Annotated in this window: 17 protein-coding genes and 1 pseudogene; 12 read left to right on the forward strand and 6 right to left on the reverse strand. The window is 45.8% G+C overall.

Going from position 1 to position 16,300, the window contains the following annotated elements:
* Positions 1-19 precede the first annotated feature (19 nt).
* A complete protein-coding gene (locus DXU84_RS18520) occupies positions 20-226 on the forward strand; it encodes an excisionase (protein WP_153376485.1) in 207 nt (68 codons plus the stop codon).
* The gene (locus DXU84_RS18525; protein ID WP_370461812.1) at positions 187-1,356 is read left to right on the forward strand and encodes an Arm DNA-binding domain-containing protein; all 1,170 of its coding nucleotides are present in this window, start codon (positions 187-189) and stop codon (positions 1,354-1,356) included. Before DXU84_RS18520 ends, DXU84_RS18525 begins: the two co-directional genes overlap by 40 nt.
* Before the next feature lie 35 nt (positions 1,357-1,391).
* Here the strand turns inward: DXU84_RS18525 and DXU84_RS18530 are convergent, their stop codons facing one another.
* The 4 genes from DXU84_RS18530 to DXU84_RS18545 form a co-directional block, all read right to left on the reverse strand.
* A complete protein-coding gene (locus tag DXU84_RS18530) occupies positions 1,392-2,081 on the reverse strand; it encodes a hypothetical protein (RefSeq protein ID WP_153376487.1) in 690 nt (229 codons plus the stop codon).
* 3 nt (positions 2,082-2,084) lie between these two features.
* Positions 2,085-2,711 carry a DarT ssDNA thymidine ADP-ribosyltransferase family protein gene (locus tag DXU84_RS18535; protein ID WP_153376489.1) on the reverse strand — a complete coding sequence of 209 codons (627 nt, stop codon included), beginning with the start codon at positions 2,709-2,711 and terminating at the stop codon, positions 2,085-2,087.
* A 482-nt stretch (positions 2,712-3,193) separates the two neighbouring features.
* Positions 3,194-3,724, reverse strand: a complete 531-nt coding sequence (locus DXU84_RS18540; protein ID WP_370461813.1) for an ImmA/IrrE family metallo-endopeptidase — start codon at positions 3,722-3,724, stop codon at positions 3,194-3,196.
* Positions 3,725-3,732: 8 nt separating this feature from the next.
* Positions 3,733-4,089, reverse strand: coding sequence for a helix-turn-helix domain-containing protein (locus DXU84_RS18545; protein WP_153376491.1), 357 nt, complete (start codon positions 4,087-4,089; stop codon positions 3,733-3,735).
* A gap of 360 nt (positions 4,090-4,449) precedes the next feature.
* On the opposite strand from DXU84_RS18545, the pseudogene DXU84_RS25195 reads away from it, so the two are divergent.
* Positions 4,450-4,854: pseudogene (locus DXU84_RS25195) on the forward strand (integrase); the annotation flags it as partial.
* A gap of 336 nt (positions 4,855-5,190) precedes the next feature.
* On the opposite strand, the gene DXU84_RS18555 reads toward DXU84_RS25195, so the two are convergent.
* Positions 5,191-5,538, reverse strand: a complete 348-nt coding sequence (locus tag DXU84_RS18555; protein ID WP_013576740.1) for a DUF6404 family protein — start codon at positions 5,536-5,538, stop codon at positions 5,191-5,193.
* Between the two features lie 352 nt (positions 5,539-5,890).
* Between DXU84_RS18555 and DXU84_RS18560 the strand changes: the two genes are divergently transcribed.
* From DXU84_RS18560 to DXU84_RS18580, 5 genes are all read left to right on the forward strand, one after another.
* Positions 5,891-6,208, forward strand: a complete 318-nt coding sequence (locus DXU84_RS18560; RefSeq protein ID WP_015690325.1) for a helix-turn-helix transcriptional regulator — start codon at positions 5,891-5,893, stop codon at positions 6,206-6,208.
* Entirely contained in the window at positions 6,205-6,735 is a 531-nt protein-coding gene (locus DXU84_RS18565) for a rhodanese family protein (protein WP_153376492.1), read from the forward strand. Before DXU84_RS18560 ends, DXU84_RS18565 begins: the two co-directional genes overlap by 4 nt.
* Positions 6,736-7,151: 416 nt before the next feature.
* Complete coding sequence (locus tag DXU84_RS18570) at positions 7,152-7,289, forward strand: AlpA family phage regulatory protein (RefSeq protein ID WP_081481102.1); 138 nt, start codon at positions 7,152-7,154, stop codon at positions 7,287-7,289.
* Between the two features lie 265 nt (positions 7,290-7,554).
* Entirely contained in the window at positions 7,555-10,422 is a 2,868-nt protein-coding gene (locus DXU84_RS18575) for a glycosyl hydrolase family 18 protein (RefSeq protein WP_013576743.1), read from the forward strand.
* A 390-nt stretch (positions 10,423-10,812) separates the two neighbouring features.
* Positions 10,813-11,541 carry an ABC transporter substrate-binding protein gene (locus DXU84_RS18580; protein ID WP_153376493.1) on the forward strand — a complete coding sequence of 243 codons (729 nt, stop codon included), beginning with the start codon at positions 10,813-10,815 and terminating at the stop codon, positions 11,539-11,541.
* 190 nt (positions 11,542-11,731) lie between these two features.
* Here the strand turns inward: DXU84_RS18580 and DXU84_RS18585 are convergent, their stop codons facing one another.
* Complete coding sequence (locus tag DXU84_RS18585) at positions 11,732-12,514, reverse strand: DeoR/GlpR family DNA-binding transcription regulator (RefSeq protein WP_013576745.1); 783 nt, start codon at positions 12,512-12,514, stop codon at positions 11,732-11,734.
* 278 nt (positions 12,515-12,792) lie between these two features.
* On the opposite strand from DXU84_RS18585, the gene gatZ reads away from it, so the two are divergent.
* From gatZ to DXU84_RS18605, 4 genes are all read left to right on the forward strand, one after another.
* Complete coding sequence (gatZ, locus tag DXU84_RS18590) at positions 12,793-14,088, forward strand: tagatose-bisphosphate aldolase subunit GatZ (protein WP_112150848.1); 1,296 nt, start codon at positions 12,793-12,795, stop codon at positions 14,086-14,088.
* The gene (gatA, locus tag DXU84_RS18595) at positions 14,081-14,563 is read left to right on the forward strand and encodes a PTS galactitol transporter subunit IIA (protein WP_013576747.1); all 483 of its coding nucleotides are present in this window, start codon (positions 14,081-14,083) and stop codon (positions 14,561-14,563) included. The genes gatZ and gatA overlap by 8 nt, the downstream gene beginning before the upstream one ends.
* A 75-nt stretch (positions 14,564-14,638) precedes the next feature.
* Positions 14,639-14,923 (forward strand): PTS galactitol transporter subunit IIB, encoded by a 285-nt coding sequence (gene gatB, locus DXU84_RS18600; protein WP_013576748.1) that lies wholly within the window; start codon positions 14,639-14,641, stop codon positions 14,921-14,923.
* A gap of 3 nt (positions 14,924-14,926) precedes the next feature.
* On the forward strand, positions 14,927-16,294 hold the full coding sequence (locus tag DXU84_RS18605; protein ID WP_153376495.1) for a galactitol-specific PTS transporter subunit IIC: 1,368 nt from the start codon (positions 14,927-14,929) through the stop codon (positions 16,292-16,294).
* Positions 16,295-16,300 lie beyond the last annotated feature (6 nt).

Here is a 16,300-nt window from a genome sequence, read left to right on the forward strand (position 1 = left end):
ACAATGTGTGGGGGTTCGCATGATCAGTTTGGACTGTATCCCAGTCAGTGCCTATTGCAGCACTACCGGGGAAACCATTGAAGCCATCAACAAGCGTATTCAGCGCGGCGTCTGGAAGGAAGGTGTTCAGGTGTTAAAAGTTGACGGCGTAAAAGAACGTTGGATTGATCTTGCGGAGGTAACAAAGTGGGCGAGAGGGAACCGGCAAAACTGCCAAGAGGCGTGACATTACGCAGTCACAAATCAGGCCAAACCATCAATATCACATTCACATATAAAGGGGTGAAATGCCGCGAGCCCCTTTCTAATATCGATGTGAACCCAAAAAATATTAAATATGCCGAAAGGCTTCTGGGAGAGATTTACAATAAAATTGAGCGTGGCATTTTTAATTACGCAGATCAGTTCCCGAAATCCACGAGGTTAAAACTTTTTGGAAATAACCAGAGTTCTAAATCTGTAAAAGACTATATGGACGAATATATAACTCTTTGCGAATTAAGGGGGCTCGCTCCATCAACTATCACCGGTTATAAAAAATGCCGGTCCGCGCTAAAGGGCATGCACAAAATGCAGGTCTCTGACATAACCACCGCGATAGTGAAAAGCTGGATCAAGAACCAGACCACAACACTAAAAACTACGCGGAACCGGCTGTCGTTCCTCGGGCTTTCGATAGACGAGGCTGTCACAGATGGTTACCTGGCTACAAACCCGGTCTCTCTGGTGTCAGCATCGCGTTATAAAAACGATACAGAAACAGCCGAGAGTGAATACATTGTTGACCCATTCGAGCCAGCTGAAGTGACGGCCATACTCTCTGCAGCAAGATCACCACAGGAAGAAAACTTGTTCCGTTTTGCATTCAGATCAGGGCTTCGCAGTTCAGAACTGTGCGCGCTACGATGGGATTACATCGACTTTGTAGGCGCAACGGCACACATACAGACGGCCAGTGTTGAGGGTGTGACGAAAGGAACGAAAACGCGGGCGGGTAAAAGGAAAGTGGAACTGGACGGTGAAGCGCTGCGCGCTCTGAAAGAGCAAAAGCCATTTTCCTTTATGCACAGCGAGTTTGTTTTTCTGGATCCGAAAACGGGGGAACCTTGGGCTGGTGCCGATGCAATCAGGAAGAAAGCCTGGTTACCGGCGCTGAAGAAAGCTGGCGTCCGGTACCGCAATCCCTATCAGACCCGCCACACGTTCGCGACCATGCATATCAGCATGAACGCAAACCTGTTTTGGCTGGCCGGACAGATGGGGCATAAGGGGCCAGAAATGCTGTTCAGACATTATGGTGGGTATCTTAAGGAGTATGATACCCAGATTTCTCACAAAGGAAATGAAAAAGTTTAGCAGTTTCCCCCTTTCGCATATGCATAGGGGGAAAGTTAAATTAATGTATTTTGCACAGGACGATTATACATTCCATAATGATGAGAAAGAACTTTCAAGAAATTCTCTTGCGAACTCAGAGCCTCATCTAAGACTTCTCTAAACTTGAGGCTAACATATAAAGCGGCGGATCTAGCTTGGCAGTTTATTGATTTTTCAGGGTTAAATTCTATATCTGTGAACCCAGCAAAAGACACAAGTTGATTTGCAAGAATTTCATTTTGCCTTAGCGCGCTCATATATATCCAGTCGTAAAAAGCAGTTCTTGGCTTCAAATCCCATACCGTGTCATAAAATTTAAAATTAATTAAAGCCCCAGACTCTTTAAGCCTCATATCTCTTTTTGCTGCTAAAGAATCCATACCGAGTAAATCAACATACGGACCACCCATCTCAAAAACTTTACTTGCCTGAAAAGCTGTTTCGACTGTAAAATTTTTTTTCAATTTTTTTGTTTCTATCTTCAAATTAAAAGCACTTAAGGCTATTCCTAATGGGTCTTCGGATTTACTAGATATTTCTAATATCTTTCCACAGCCTTCATTTTTCGCCGATTCGTGAAGTGAACGAACGGATTTTTGCTTTTGAGTTTTTGACATGCCTGGATACCACTGGAACTCGATGTCCTTTGTGACCGAAAAATCAGGTCCTTCAAAAATAGGAATAAACACCGGTCTAGTAGCCATAATTTACCTTAAAAAATAATCTCTTTGAGAAAACAATGTAGCACCCGAGCCTGTAATAGTAGCATAATATTGATGTTTTATGTTTTGTCCTAAGTCGCAGTGATCATCAGCACTTTTTTTATTTGTATAGAAAACACTATTTATGTAGGAAACATCAATATCACTGAAGACTAGCACCTCAGCCTGAACATCGGTTGTATGGCGGGGTTTTAAATTATTGCTTTCTCGGGTGTTGGGCTCAGGGGTCTCGTAGAACATATCTTTAAAAGCCTCTAGACCTGTGAGAGTGGCAGGATCTAAAGAGCTTACGCTCGCAGAAGCAGCATTGCATTTGTAAAATGAGCAGTTTTTTTCCCATAAAATTCGTGGATCTAAGGATAATATCACCCAGTCTCCAGGTCGATTCATACGACATTTGTAAAACATTTTAGAATTTGGGAAACTAATCGATAGACATGTAGCGTCTAAGTGACCATCAAGCCTGACGTCATCATTGAATTTAGCAGGAGGTTCAGTTAAGGAGTCCCTCGTAAGAATTCCATTATCCAAAATAAATGGTAAGTTATCAATATGAGTAAAATGAAAGACTCTAGTTATACCTCTTCTCTCAACTTCTTGCTGTATAGTCATTTCGATATCCAAAATTTAAATTATTTTGTTATGAATTACTTCTACAAAACAATCTAGAATGAATCAAGTTGTTACTTTTTGATATTGATCAACACAACCCGATTATCACTCCCTTTTACTCCCTCAATAAACTTAATTAACATAGAAAATAGAAAGCGCCCCAGAGGGCGCTTAGAGATTAGCAGCGGACCAAGAACGCCCACGCTTCATAACCGTAATCATGCGCATCAAGAACTTTACCTGACTTCCCACGCACTTTCCGATATCGGCAAAAAATCCACCGAAACCCTTTAGGGGCCGCTTTCGAAACTACTGATTTGAGACTCACTCATTAAACACCTCCTTAACCAGAGAGATTTTTGCCTTGAACAATCTCTCCGAAGGTGTTAGTTTCGGGATGCGATTGAGAAGTTCAGGGTGATGACGCTCTTGGTTTCGTCACCTAAATAAGCCTCTTGTCTGGTTGGCGCCAGCAAGAGGCTTTATATTTTGTTTAACTCTTTCAATTGGTAACCTGCTGCTTCAACAGAGATCCCGCAAGCTTCGGACAGTTCCAAAGCACTCATAATCTTCAAGCTGGCCGCATGTGTTGCCGGCACCATTAACTCCCCAGCGAAACACTTTGCTTGCCACTCACTACTTTCAAAAGGCTTTATCTTAAGCTCAGGTTGAGAGCGAGCAAACGCAATGTTTTTATGAAGGAGTAAATGCCCTAATTCATGAGCTACAGTCATCCTGTCCCGCCCATTACCAGCTATTGCCCCTTCATAGACATCTTCTCGGAGTATAATAAGATGCTCACCTGGATAAGTGATTCCATGAGTTCCAGGCATTCGTCCCACTTCTTCTATGTGCAGCTCGAAATTCGGCATGCTCAATGGTAATACCATCTCCATAAATTTCATTATGGGAAAATGGATACTCCGAATACCCGCTATAGAACGCAAGGAGCGAGTAAGGTCCCGAATATTTTTGCGGCTTTGTATTGGAACTCGATAATCTTGACCGCTCACGTGAACCCCTACTTGTCGTTGTTTAAAAGTTGCTTAAGCTTTTGGATGTCTGAATCACTTAACTCTTCAAAGCTTCGGGCAAAAGCAATAGCTACTTCTCGCGCTTTCTCACCACGACCTGCCAGATTGAGTTCAACAGACTGCTGAGAGATTTTCGCTGCTCTAATTAGCTCCACCTTTTGAGTTTCAGAAATGTTCATTCCATTACTGATTCCATCTAAGAGCGGCTTTGTCACAGCTCGTTTCCCAGTTTCAACCGCTGACAGGTATGACGAAGAAACGCCCAGAGAATCAGCCATGCTCTTTAAAGACATGCCTTCATCAATTCGCATTTTCCTTATTGCCTTACCGAACGGCGTTAACATATGTCACCTCATTGCAAAGAACAGACAACCATTTGGTTGCCAGTTAGCATACTACCAAAACCTAGTTCACAATGTCAACTGAATTTAGTTGATTAATTTACACGAATTCTGGATGGCACTCAGGCAACGTCAGAAGTTGGGCATTGAGAAGACCGCAAAGGAGCCGTGAAAGATACGCGTAAAATTAGAAATAAAATTCTCCTCTTTTATTTAGTTAGTTAGAGAATTTAGGACGCGGGTTCAAATCCCCCCAGCTCCACCAAATAATGATCCGGTTATTACCAGATAAGTCCGGAGAAGTCCTGAAAGCCCGCATCCCTTCTAGGTTTGCGGGCTTTTTTGTGTCTGTAGAAGTCCGAGATCGAGAACATTCCTGTTCAGGAGCTGAAAGCATGCACACTTATTCAGGTGTTAGAGCCAATCAAAGCACGTGGAGCGTTAGAAGCTGTCGGAAGGTTAGTTCAGCGCATCAATGAGATAATGATTTATGCGGTGAATGTGGGATTGATTGAGGCGAATCCAGCTTCAGGTATAGGTAATGCTTTCGAACGCCCGAAGAAGCAGCACATGCCTACAATACGCCCTGCAGAAGCCTCAGCAATAGCTTGGTCAGAGACCGATATCGAGAACAAGCAGTAGTGTATTCCAGCGGAACGTATGAAGGCAAAACGTGATCATATAGCCCCTCTCTCAGAACAAGCTTTAGAGCTGCTGGAAATCATGCCTCCAATTAGCGGGAATCGTCAGCACGTTTTCCCTAGCCGAAAGGTCGGGCTGTGCCGCAAACGTTGAAAGAGTATGAGATTGAATTCTTGAAGAAAAAGACCAATCCGGGTCTGCAAACCAATCTGATCTTAAGTGAAGACTGCGAGACAGACTGGTTGCCAATGTGCGAAATCAAGAATGCTTAAAAAGAAACCGGCTCAGGCCGGTTTTTTTCATTGAGAAGTAGTAACTGGTCACTTGAAGTGATGAGTTATGGGCAGTTCAGGGCAAACCAATCACCACATAACATAATGAAATTAAACAAAAAAACAAAAAGTGAACACTGTGAACAGTTTTTATATAAATCTTTTTTCTGATGTTCAAATTTTTGCCTTCTTAGAGGCTCTTCCAGTCAGGCAACTTGTTGGACCGCTTGCGCCAATAGTGGAATAACGCCATGAATAAACCAAACAGCAAACCGGCAAAGAGGGCGATGAATACCGCATGCAATACGCTGAAGCCTTGATTTTTCCAGATAGTGAACCACATGAAAATGCCCCATATAGGGCTGTACCAGGCGGCGAAGAACATCGTATTAAGCCAGAAAGGGGCAAACGGAGGCGGTGGCATTTTACTCCCCATTTTCCAAAACAAGCGTAAGATGGGGGGCGCATAATTGCTCCGCCACATCTTTTTATTTTCCATCAGGTCTATTGCCTTTTTCTTCTTTTCTTCAAATACCATCATCTGACTCCTTTCATTAGATACCAATAAAGACTTTCTAATAATATGCCTTATTCAACGTAAGCCATTAGAGTGAAATAAACTAAACACTCAGCCTCCTATATCAGAATCAGAGCAGCCAAAATCATCGTGAGAAGCACCTCAATAATCGGTTCAAACCGGAATTTTGCATTTTTTGGCCAACGGTTCATTGTAAGTGACCAGTCAGGGCAATCTCATCACCATTTAACCATTTGAAAAATAAAGTAAACACGTAATGGACAGTTTGAACATTTTATTCATAAATATTTTTTTGCTCTATGCCTGCATTTGATTTAGACTTTTCTTAAATTAGATAAGACTAAAATAAAATATGAAAAATACCGACCTTGAATTTTTGCAAGATAGTGCGGCTCAGGCGACCAGGCTTCTCAAGTCCATGAGTAACGTTAACCGACTATTGATTCTTTGTACTCTCATTGACTCACCGGGAACTTCAGCAGGTAATCTAAGTAAACTGACAGGATTAAGTCCTTCAGCCACATCGCAGCACCTGGCGAGAATGAAGGAAGAGGATTTGATTGAATGTTCCATAGATGAGCAACGAAGAAATTATTTCATTAAAAATGAATCGATTAGAAAAGTTATCGCAACGTTAAAGGACATTTACTGCCCTGAGGATTTAAAATGAGCACAAGAACTGTAAGTCCTGCAGAAGCACATGAACTCATGAAAAATGGCAGCACTCTGATCGACATTCGGGAGCCTGCTGAATTTCTTCGAGAGCACGTTCCTGGAGCTATCTCTTTTCCACTATCCGATATTTTGTTGGGGAAAAAAATCAAGGACCTGCCTGTAAATCATCCTGTTATTTTTCACTGTTTGGCGGGTTCACGCACAGCTCAAAATGAAGATGCGCTGGTCAGAACAGCAGACCCGGCAACAGTTTTATTGTTGTCTGGCGGCATTAATGCCTGGAAAAATGCAAATCTTCCGACGATTGAAGACAAGAAATATCCTCTTCCAATCATGAGGCAAGTTCAGATTGTAGCTGGAATACTTATCCTCGCAGGGGTATTGATGGGATACGCAATAGATGAAAGCTTCTTTCTATTGTCGGGATTCGTCGGTGCAGGCCTGCTTTTTGCTGGTGTAAGTGGTTGGTGCGGAATGGCAGTTTTGCTTTCCAAAATGCCATGGAACAAGCTTAAAAATTAAAGATTGGGTATACGTTTAGGTATACAAACAAAAATTGAATTCAATTTTTTACGGAAACCCGGCAATGACTGGACAAGCTGGAGTGAATGAAAGTTACACGCTGAAAAAAGGTCCGTCGGGGTGAATTCATCAGTGAGCTGTTCTGATAAAAGCTGAATATCAGTATTTTCATAGTCCAACATGGACCTCACTGATTCCCATGGCGTATTTTGTACCCAATCTGGTATGATCCCACGTACATCGTCGAAGCTTTTAATCAAAAAACCGTAAGTTCCTTTGAAATTAATTTTCATTAAAATAAAAAATTAAGTACTTGCGGCTTTCAATAAAAAAATGAGAAAGCAAAAATATTTTTAAAAACCACCACATCCCTAATCTTCCTGCATCCAAACCAATATGATTCAGGAGAATAAGCCATGACATCATCTAATGTTAAGGTTCTCCGCTTACCCGCTGTCGCGCTCAAAATGGGTCTTTCCAGATCCACAATTTATGACCGGATGAACCCAAAACCTCCCCGCTTTGGCCCAACGTTTCCAAAAACAAGGTCTTGAGGGAGTCAGTTGGTGGGATGGCGAGAGGCTGATCGTGAGTTCAGCCCCCCCAATAATCACATTTATTTATAATTGGCAGCCAAAACATTTATTTAAATGATGCGAGTACCTTTATTATTTAAATACACATGATTAAGGGTAAGTTTAATTTACTCATTCTTAATATATAATTAAATACTATGCAAATAATGCAAATGATATAAAGGCGCGTATTTCTTGTATCCTTGTTAATAAACGAGTTTATAGACAAATTAGGAAGTCACCTATGCGCTTAAATAAATTAACTAAAGCAATCCTGTTTTCTGCTATTGGATTCCCAATAATTTCGTCTGCCGCCACTGTGACGGCAAGCGATCAGACTAACACCTTCTCCGGCCTCGATTACTCAATGATGATCACCAAAGATGGTGGTCACACCTGGACTGCGTATACCAACGCATCGCAAAACAACTTCCCAGGTACTGTCTTAGCGCAAGTCGCGCCAAAACAGGAACTGGCTATTATTTCTGAGGATTACGATCCAAACCGCACCTATAAAGGCGGCGATACCGTTCGCTTCCTGGGATACTACTGGACTGCACAATGGTGGGTTGACCAGGGTATTAGCCCGGGAACCGATCCAGTATGGGTATCCGGTGATGCTATTAACATCAAGCCTTACATCAGCTTCCAGTTCACGCCGTATACCGGCCAGGACGCTATCGATCTGCAGAACCGTGAAAAAGCCAACGTAGCTGCACAGCGTAAAGTGATTGGTTACTTCCCGGAATGGGGCGTGTATGAAGCCCATAACTTCTTTACCCCTGATAAAGTGGACTACTCTGGTCTGACCCACCTGAACTACGGTTTTGCGGTGGTGAAAAACGGTGTGGTGACCATGCATGACACCGATAAAGCCCCAGGACTGATTAAAGACCTGGATAAACGGACTGAAGCGGCCAACGTGGCGCATATGATTTCTGTCGGTGGCTGGAATAACTCCCAGGAAGGTGTCTTCGAAGCGGCAACCGCCACGGATGCAGGTATTGAGAAACTGGCCAACAGCATGGTCAGCTACATGGCACAATGGCATTTCGACGGCCTCGACATTGACTGGGAATATCCGAATACCGAAGCTGAGAAAAACCAGTTCACTAAACTAATCCAGTCGCTGCGTACCAAACTGGATGCGCAAGGTCTGAAAGATGATAAGTATTATCAACTTTCTGCGGCGGTCACCACTAATCACAACAACATTCAGTTCATCAACCCGGCGGTAACCACGCCATTGCTGGATAGCGTGAACGTGATGGCGTATGACATCCACGGTGCCTTCGATCCGCTAACCGGTCATAACGCACCGCTGTATGAAAACAGCCATGATGAAGATAAAGATCTGAACGTGGCTGACACCATGACGGCCTATGTCGAAACCTGGAATGTGCCGAAAACCAAGCTGATGATGGGAATCCCATATTATGGTCGTGGCTGGGGCCATGTGCCGGGTACAGAACTCATTCCGGGTTTGCCGGGCATGTTTAACACCGGCGCGGCAACCGTAAAAGGTGCATGGGATGATGCGGATCAGTTTACAGGTACCAACCCGTGGTATGTGCTCAAGCAAAAACTGGCCAGTGGCGAATACACGCGCTATTGGGACCCAGAGTCACACGTTCCGTATCTCTACAGCAAAACCAAGCAAGAATTCCTGACCTATGACGATCCGCAGTCCATTGATGAAAAAGTAGATTACATTCTCGATCAGGGCTTCGGTGGTGCGATCCTGTGGGATATCAGTGGCGATACTCCGGAACACGAACTGGGTAATATCGTTAAAGAAGTGAAAAACACGCCGCTTCCGGATGATTCCGATGTCCCAGTACCAGATGAAGATCCGGTTATCGATAAGACCGATCTGAAAGCTATTCTGGTCAGCGTGGATGATGGTCAAACACGTGTTTACATGAATCTCGATTCCAGCAAAATTACGAGTGGCACGGCATATACAGCCTATGTTGACGGGAAATATCTTTTCGGCACAGAAGGCACTCACTATTACTACAGCAACAAGAAAAGTTTAGGTAAAGAAGCTTCATTCCGTACAGGGGATGTTGAAAGCCGCCTGGCAGTAGGTTCTGTCATTTCGGTCAAACGTGAGTACCCGAATCAGGCTGTTCTTGGTCAGATTACGGTCACGCAGGATATGCTCGACGGTAATAACCCGGTGATCTCTGATGGCAGCGTGAAGTCGATGAGTGTGTCGAAAATCAATAACGTGCCGTATATTTTCGTTGATTTTGATAAAGAAAAACTCCACAGCGCAGATGGTTCTTCTTATGTTGCTAAAATCGTTAATGATAGCAAGAGAGGCAACTATATTTTCAACTGCGATAATGGCAAATGTGATTACAGTACCGAGACTGTAGATGGCGCTATTTCACACGTTAAGTCGGATGAAAAAGACATTTCTATCGGTGAAACCATTGTCATTCAGCGTGTGTCACCTAATCCGGCAGTTGTGGCCCAAATGGTGGTCACCAGCTTTGAGCCAGAACCGCAGCCAGAACCGCAGCCAGAGCCTGTGACCGGTCTTAAAGTCACCCTGTTCCAGAACGCTGGTTATACTGGCGATAGCCTGGAAGTCACTGGGGACATCGATTGCTTAAACGGTGTTAAGATGAAAAACGGTACTGACGCCAATGATCAAGTGTCGTCCTTTACGATACCAGAAAGTTCGTTGGGGGTGCGTTTATTCACAGAATGTCAATTCAAAGGAACTTCGAACCTATTTCCATCTTCATCTCAATATGATCTGACCAGGTATCTCAGCGAAATGAACAAAGCAGTCTCCTCTGTTCAGGTCGTTAAAGCAGAAGCTCGTGAAGCAAGCTATGATCGTGGCGGGTTCTTACAGATTTACGGGGATATTCCACGGCTCAGCGCCGAAAAAAGGGGCGATTATAGAGATACTTACGATAATGTCATCTCCCAAATAGAGGTTGCTGAGGGTTATACCGTCCGCCTGTATTCTGAGCGTGACTATCAAGGGTCTTATGTTGATGTGAAATCAGGTCAAAAGATTCCCGACCTTAGCGCAGTGTCATTTGATAACAAAGCCTCTTCATTAAAAGTCTTCATCGATAAAGCCAAGTAATCTTCCATGAACGGTCTTTGACAATGTCATCTTAAGTCAAATGCAGACCTTCAATCGCCTTTACTCCTGTGGGTAAAGGCGATTTTTTTGCCTGATATCTTCAGACATTGGAATATTTATCCTGTTGTTTTTAAGAATAAACGCAGCCCATCTGCCGCTATAGACCCGGTAAAACCCTCACTTACTCTGCCCAAAAACCAATACCCCCTATGTCACGCTAATGACCATTTTGACGATAAGATTGGCGCTTGACCCTAGATATCGCAATCGTCATATTCAAAATATGAATAATTCCTTTACCCTCGCCGCAGCCGGGCGGGGGTTTGTTTTTATTGGGCACCACCGGAGAACAATTGTGAATAAAATCTCCTTGCTGATGCCACCAGCGGGCTGGCACATGCGGAGACGACATTGCGTTTCGGTGTGGATCCGTCATTTCCACCTTTTGAATCAAAAGCGCCAGATGGCAAGCTGGTCGGTTTTGATATCGATTTAGGTAACGCCATTTGTCAGCAGGCAAAAGTGAAATGTGAGTGGGTCGAAACCGCCTATGACGGCATTATCCCGGCGCTGAATGCTAAAAAGTTTGATGCGGTACTTTCTGCAATGTCCATGACACCAAAACGTAAAACGCAGGTCACTTTCTCCGACATGCTTTACCACGTGCCAAGTGTGCTGATCGCGAAGAAAGGGAGCGGCCTGCAACCCACAGCCGATTCACTGAAAGGAAAAACGGTGGGTGTTGCTCAGGGCACTACGCAGGAAGCCTACGCCCAGGGCGAATGGCAGAAAAAAGGCGTGGATGTGGTTTCCTATCAGAATCAGGATTTCGTGAATCAGGATCTGGCATCAGGTCGCATAGACGTGACGCTGACCAATGCCGCCGCCGCAGAAACGGGCTTCCTGAAACCCCCGGAAGGCACAGGTTATGCCTTCGCCGGGGAGCCATTAAACGACACCCGTTATTTGGGTGAAGGCACGGCCATCGGACTGCGTAAGGATGATCAGGCACATCTGACACTGATCAATAATGCACTGGCAGAAATACACAAAAACGGCACTTATAAGACGCTGGAAAAGAAATACTTCACCTTTGAAGTTTATAACAAAAAATCCTGATTACTTTTCCGTCGCCGCAGGGATCTTGCTCTGCGGCCTTTTTTGAATACCGCTTCCACTTATCAATAGCTGTTACTGAAACAGATAAAAATTTTCTTGCGCGTCTGCGCAACCCTCTGTTCTGCCAGTATCTTTTAATCATCATCGGCCATAAAGTCAGCACAGGTTGAAGCCAGAAACCGGATAAAGATTAAACAACAATAATCTCTGTCGATGTTTGTTGGAGCGCCTGCTGCACATCATCGCTGATAGCGGAGTCAGTAATGATGGTGTCGATTTTTTCCATAGGCAGCACCAGGTTATATCCGCGTCGGCCAAATTTAGTGGAATCAGTCACCACGACAACACGCTGAGCGGCATCAGCCATAATACCGCTGATACTATAGCCTTCATTAAATGTGGTGATCCCTGTGGCCGCGTCGAGGCCATCAGCGCCGACAAACATGAGGTTAGCGACGATGCCCTGCAACGCATATTCCGTGATGTTGCCATGTAGCGAGCGCGTTTTGTGGCGTAGTGTTCCGCCGCAAACGACCAGAGTGATATCCGGGTTTTCTGATAATACAAACGCAGCCGGTAAGTTGTTAGTAATGACAGTGATATCACCCGCTTTCACTAACTCCTCAGCCAGCAGCATGGTCGTGCTGCCACTGTCGAGGATCACGGTATCCCCCGGTTTAACCAACCCCGCGGCGGTCTGAGCAATGCGTTTTTTCGGGTCGCTGGCGTGAAGATAACGCTCTTCCAGAACCATTTCATCCAGTGGTTTTTCGTGACCAGGCGTTTCCTTTGCGATCCACTTTGCCGCCCCTCCGTGAAAACGACTGAGCGCACCTTTTTGTTCCAGCAAACTCAAGTCTGACCGAATTGTCACCTCTGAAACTTCGAAAGCAGTCGAAAGGTCAGTGACCAGAACACTGCCATTTTCATTCACTAAATCAATGATTTTATTGCGACGTTCATAAGTATTCATTATGAGTAATCCGAAAGGTCATATTCCTCACAGTGTAAACAAAAGGCACCTTAATGAGGAGTAAAAATTCCCTGCGCTGTGAAGCATAGCAACTCCGCATGTGCCTTTGCTGCATTCTCAGACGTTATCTTTTCAATCCCCGAGACGCCCCTAAAACGAAAGAAAACGAATGCAATAAACTTACGAAACATTTCGATCGCCATCACATAATGCAGAAAACGCTATTGTTTGCCTTTCGGAAAGGTATGATCCTCTTCGGAAATAAACGGAGGCATAAAATGAAAGACATTATTGCTAAACACAAGACAGGCGAAAGGATCGGGATCTGCTCAGTATGCTCTGCGCACCCGCTGGTGATTGAAGCTGCATTACGGGAAGACTTACACACTGGCCGAAAAGTGCTCATCGAGGCAACCTCCAACCAGGTAAATCAGTTTGGCGGCTATACCGGCATGCTGCCAATTGATTTTCGGGATTTCGTTCTCGCCATTGCCGAGAAAATCGGATTTCCATTACAACGTCTGATCTTAGGGGGCGATCATCTGGGGCCAAACTGCTGGCAGCACGAAAACGCCGAAACAGCGATGGCAAAAGCACAAGAGCTTATCGCGCGTTATGTCGAAGCCGGATTCAGCAAAATTCATCTGGATGCATCCATGTCCTGTGCAGACGATCCTGTTCCTCTGGATCCTTTCGTCGTGGCTCAGCGCGCGGCGCGTTTATGTCAGGTCGCAGAAGAAGTGGCAACTGCACAGCAGAAAGCGTTGCTGACCTATGTGATCGGTACTGAAGTTCCGGTTCCAGGCGGTGAGTCATCGGCGATTCAGCACGTTCATGTCACTGAAGCCAAAGATGCAAAAGCGACTCTGGATATGCACCATCAGGCATTTCGTGAACTCGGGCTCAATGATGCCATAGATCGGATCGTCGCCATCGTGGTTCAGCCCGGCGTTGAATTCGATCACAGCCGCGTGATTCACTATCAGTCTGATCTTGCTCAGGATCTGTCAGCTTATATTGCGACTACACCGCTGGTTTATGAGGCACATTCCACCGATTACCAGACCCGGGATTCCTACCGCAACCTGGTGAAAGATCACTTCGCTATCCTGAAAGTGGGTCCCGCGCTGACTTTCGCTTTGCGGGAAGCCGTCTTTGCCCTGGCCAACATTGAACAGGTATTGATTGCGCCCGAATGCCGTAGCCAGATCCTCACGGTCATTGATGGCGTCATGCTGGATGAACCCGGTTACTGGAAAAAGTATTACAACCCAACATTCAGCCTTTCGCTTATCGATCTGCATTTCAGCTTATCCGATCGAATTCGCTACTACTGGCCTCATACACGCATCAACCGGGCGATGGACGTTTTAATAGCCAACCTGCGTTCAACAGATATCCCGCTTGGTCTGCTGAGCCAATATCTTCCTGCTCAGTTTGAACGGGTGATGAACGGCGAACTCGCCAGCGATCCGCATGAACTTATCATCGATAAAATTCAGGACGTTTTACGCGCATATCACTTCGGCTGCACGCCGTTGCAAACGACATGCGAAGGAGCCTGCCATGCATAATTGCGAAATCTTCGTCAAAACAGGTATCAGCTTTGCGGATTATCACGAAGCACTCATGCATATCGGTGAGCGCATGGTGCAGGAGGGCGTGGTGGAATCGACGTATCCGCAGGCGCTGGTCAATCGCGAGGCTGAATATCCCACCGGCATTCAGCTTGAACACCACGCCGTCGCCATTCCTCATTGCGAAGCCACCCATGCCCGCAGCCCGGCCATTTATCTGATCAGGCCAGATACAGCGGTGGAATTCTTTCAGGCTGATGATGAGGGAACGATTCCCGCGACACTCATTATTGCCCTGATTGTCACTCATCCTTCTGAACAGCTGATGTTGTTACGTCAGTTATTCAGCCAGCTACAGGATCCTGTTTTTTTCGAAAGCTTACTGACAGCGCCTGAAGAACAGCTATCCGCGCTTTTTGAACGGCACATTTTTATCCCGGCACCTGAGAAACGATCCGCCGTTTGTACCTGAAAATGTTCTCAGCAATAAACCCGACGTCTTACCTAAAAAAATAATATTTAAAACAATCTGTTAAGGAGCCTTACCGTGAAGCGAAAAATTATAGTCGCCTGTGGCGGAGCCGTTGCCACCTCTACGCTGGCAGCGGAGGAAATCAAAGAATTGTGTGAGGCGCATGGCATACATGTGGATCTCGTTCAGTGCCGGGTAACGGAAATCGAAACCTATATGGACGGTGCCCATCTGATTTGTACCACCGCCAAAGTTGACCGGACATTTGGCAACATTCCGGTGGTGCACGGCATGCCGTTTATCTCCGGCGTGGGTATGGATACGTTACGTCAGCAAATACTGACCCTGTTACAGGAGTAAGTCATGTTTACCGACATCATGCGCTACATCCTCGATCTCGGCCCGACAGTCATGCTGCCTGGGGTGATCATCGTTTTCTCTCTGATATTAGGGATGAAACTGGGGGATTCATTTAAATCTGCGATTCATATTGGTATTGGCTTTGTCGGGATCGGTCTGGTCATTGGCCTGATGCTCGACTCCATCGGCTCTGCGGCAAAAGCCATGGCAGAGCATTTCGAAATTAACCTGCAGGTCGTCGATATTGGCTGGCCGGGTTCGTCGCCAATGACCTGGGCATCACAAATCGCGCTGGTCGCTATTCCGATTGCGATCGGTGTGAACATCGTCATGTTGCTGACGCGTATGACACGTGTCGTCAATGTGGATATCTGGAATATCTGGCACATGACTTTCACCGGTGCCATGTTGCACCTCGCCACCGGTTCTTACTGGCTGGGGATCATGGGGGTCGTTTTGCATGCGGCATTCATCTACAAGCTGGGCGACTGGTTTGCAAAGGATACGCGTGACTTCTTTAATCTGGACGGTATTGCCATCCCCCATGGTTCCTCGGCGTATCTCGGCCCGATTGCGGTACTGGTTGATACCCTCATTGAGAAGATCCCAGGGCTGAACAAAATTCACTTCAGCGCTGATGATGTGCAAAAGCGTTTCGGTCCGTTCGGTGAACCCGTCACCGTCGGTTTCGTGATGGGGCTGATTATTGGTTACCTCGCGGGATACGACGTCAAAGGCGTATTGCAGCTGGCCGTTAAAACCGCTGCGGTTATGCTTCTGATGCCACGAGTCATCAAACCGATAATGGACGGTTTAACGCCCATTGCCCGCCATGCCCGTACACGTCTGCAAGCCCGCTTTGGTGGACAGGAGTTCCTGATTGGTCTGGATCCGGCTTTATTACTCGGTCATACCGCCGTTGTTTCAGCCAGCCTGATTTTTATTCCTCTGACAATCCTTATCGCCGTGCTTGTCCCGGGAAATCAGGTCTTGCCATTTGGTGACCTCGCCACTATCGGCTTCTTCGTTGCCATCGCGGTGGCCGTGCATCAGGGCAACCTGTTCCGCACGCTGATTTCGGGTTGCATCATCATGAGCATCACACTGTGGATAGCGACGCAGACCATTGATTTACATACCCAACTGGCTGCAAATGCGGGTGCACTCACGGCTGGAGGAAGAGTAGCTTCAATGGATCAGGGCGGCTCGCCGATCACGTATTTACTCATCCAACTTTGCACGCTCAAAAACGTCGCCGGGCTCACCATCATCGGCGTTATTTACGCCATCGGTGTATTCCTGACATGGCGTCGCGCCCGTCAATTCACACAAACAGAAAAGCGGGTAGCCGCTTCACTGGCTAACTCTTAACTTTTC

The sequence above is a fragment of the Rahnella sp. RcJ3 genome, from assembly GCF_009498575.1.
In the GTDB taxonomy this organism is placed as follows: domain Bacteria; phylum Pseudomonadota; class Gammaproteobacteria; order Enterobacterales; family Enterobacteriaceae; genus Rahnella; species Rahnella aceris.

Coding starts and splice junctions, on each gene's coding strand:
- DXU84_RS18520 (WP_153376485.1), top strand. CDS start 20: ATGATCAGTTTGGACTGTATCCCAGTCAGTGCCTATTGCAGCACTACC.
- DXU84_RS18530 (WP_153376487.1), bottom strand. CDS start 2,081: ATGGCTACTAGACCGGTGTTTATTCCTATTTTTGAAGGACCTGATTTT.
- DXU84_RS18535 (WP_153376489.1), bottom strand. CDS start 2,711: ATGACTATACAGCAAGAAGTTGAGAGAAGAGGTATAACTAGAGTCTTT.
- DXU84_RS18545 (WP_153376491.1), bottom strand. CDS start 4,089: ATGTTAACGCCGTTCGGTAAGGCAATAAGGAAAATGCGAATTGATGAA.
- DXU84_RS18555 (WP_013576740.1), bottom strand. CDS start 5,538: ATGGTATTTGAAGAAAAGAAGAAAAAGGCAATAGACCTGATGGAAAAT.
- DXU84_RS18560 (WP_015690325.1), top strand. CDS start 5,891: ATGAAAAATACCGACCTTGAATTTTTGCAAGATAGTGCGGCTCAGGCG.
- DXU84_RS18565 (WP_153376492.1), top strand. CDS start 6,205: ATGAGCACAAGAACTGTAAGTCCTGCAGAAGCACATGAACTCATGAAA.
- DXU84_RS18570 (WP_081481102.1), top strand. CDS start 7,152: ATGACATCATCTAATGTTAAGGTTCTCCGCTTACCCGCTGTCGCGCTC.
- DXU84_RS18575 (WP_013576743.1), top strand. CDS start 7,555: ATGCGCTTAAATAAATTAACTAAAGCAATCCTGTTTTCTGCTATTGGA.
- DXU84_RS18585 (WP_013576745.1), bottom strand. CDS start 12,514: ATGAATACTTATGAACGTCGCAATAAAATCATTGATTTAGTGAATGAA.
- gatZ (WP_112150848.1), top strand. CDS start 12,793: ATGAAAGACATTATTGCTAAACACAAGACAGGCGAAAGGATCGGGATC.
- gatA (WP_013576747.1), top strand. CDS start 14,081: ATGCATAATTGCGAAATCTTCGTCAAAACAGGTATCAGCTTTGCGGAT.
- DXU84_RS18605 (WP_153376495.1), top strand. CDS start 14,927: ATGTTTACCGACATCATGCGCTACATCCTCGATCTCGGCCCGACAGTC.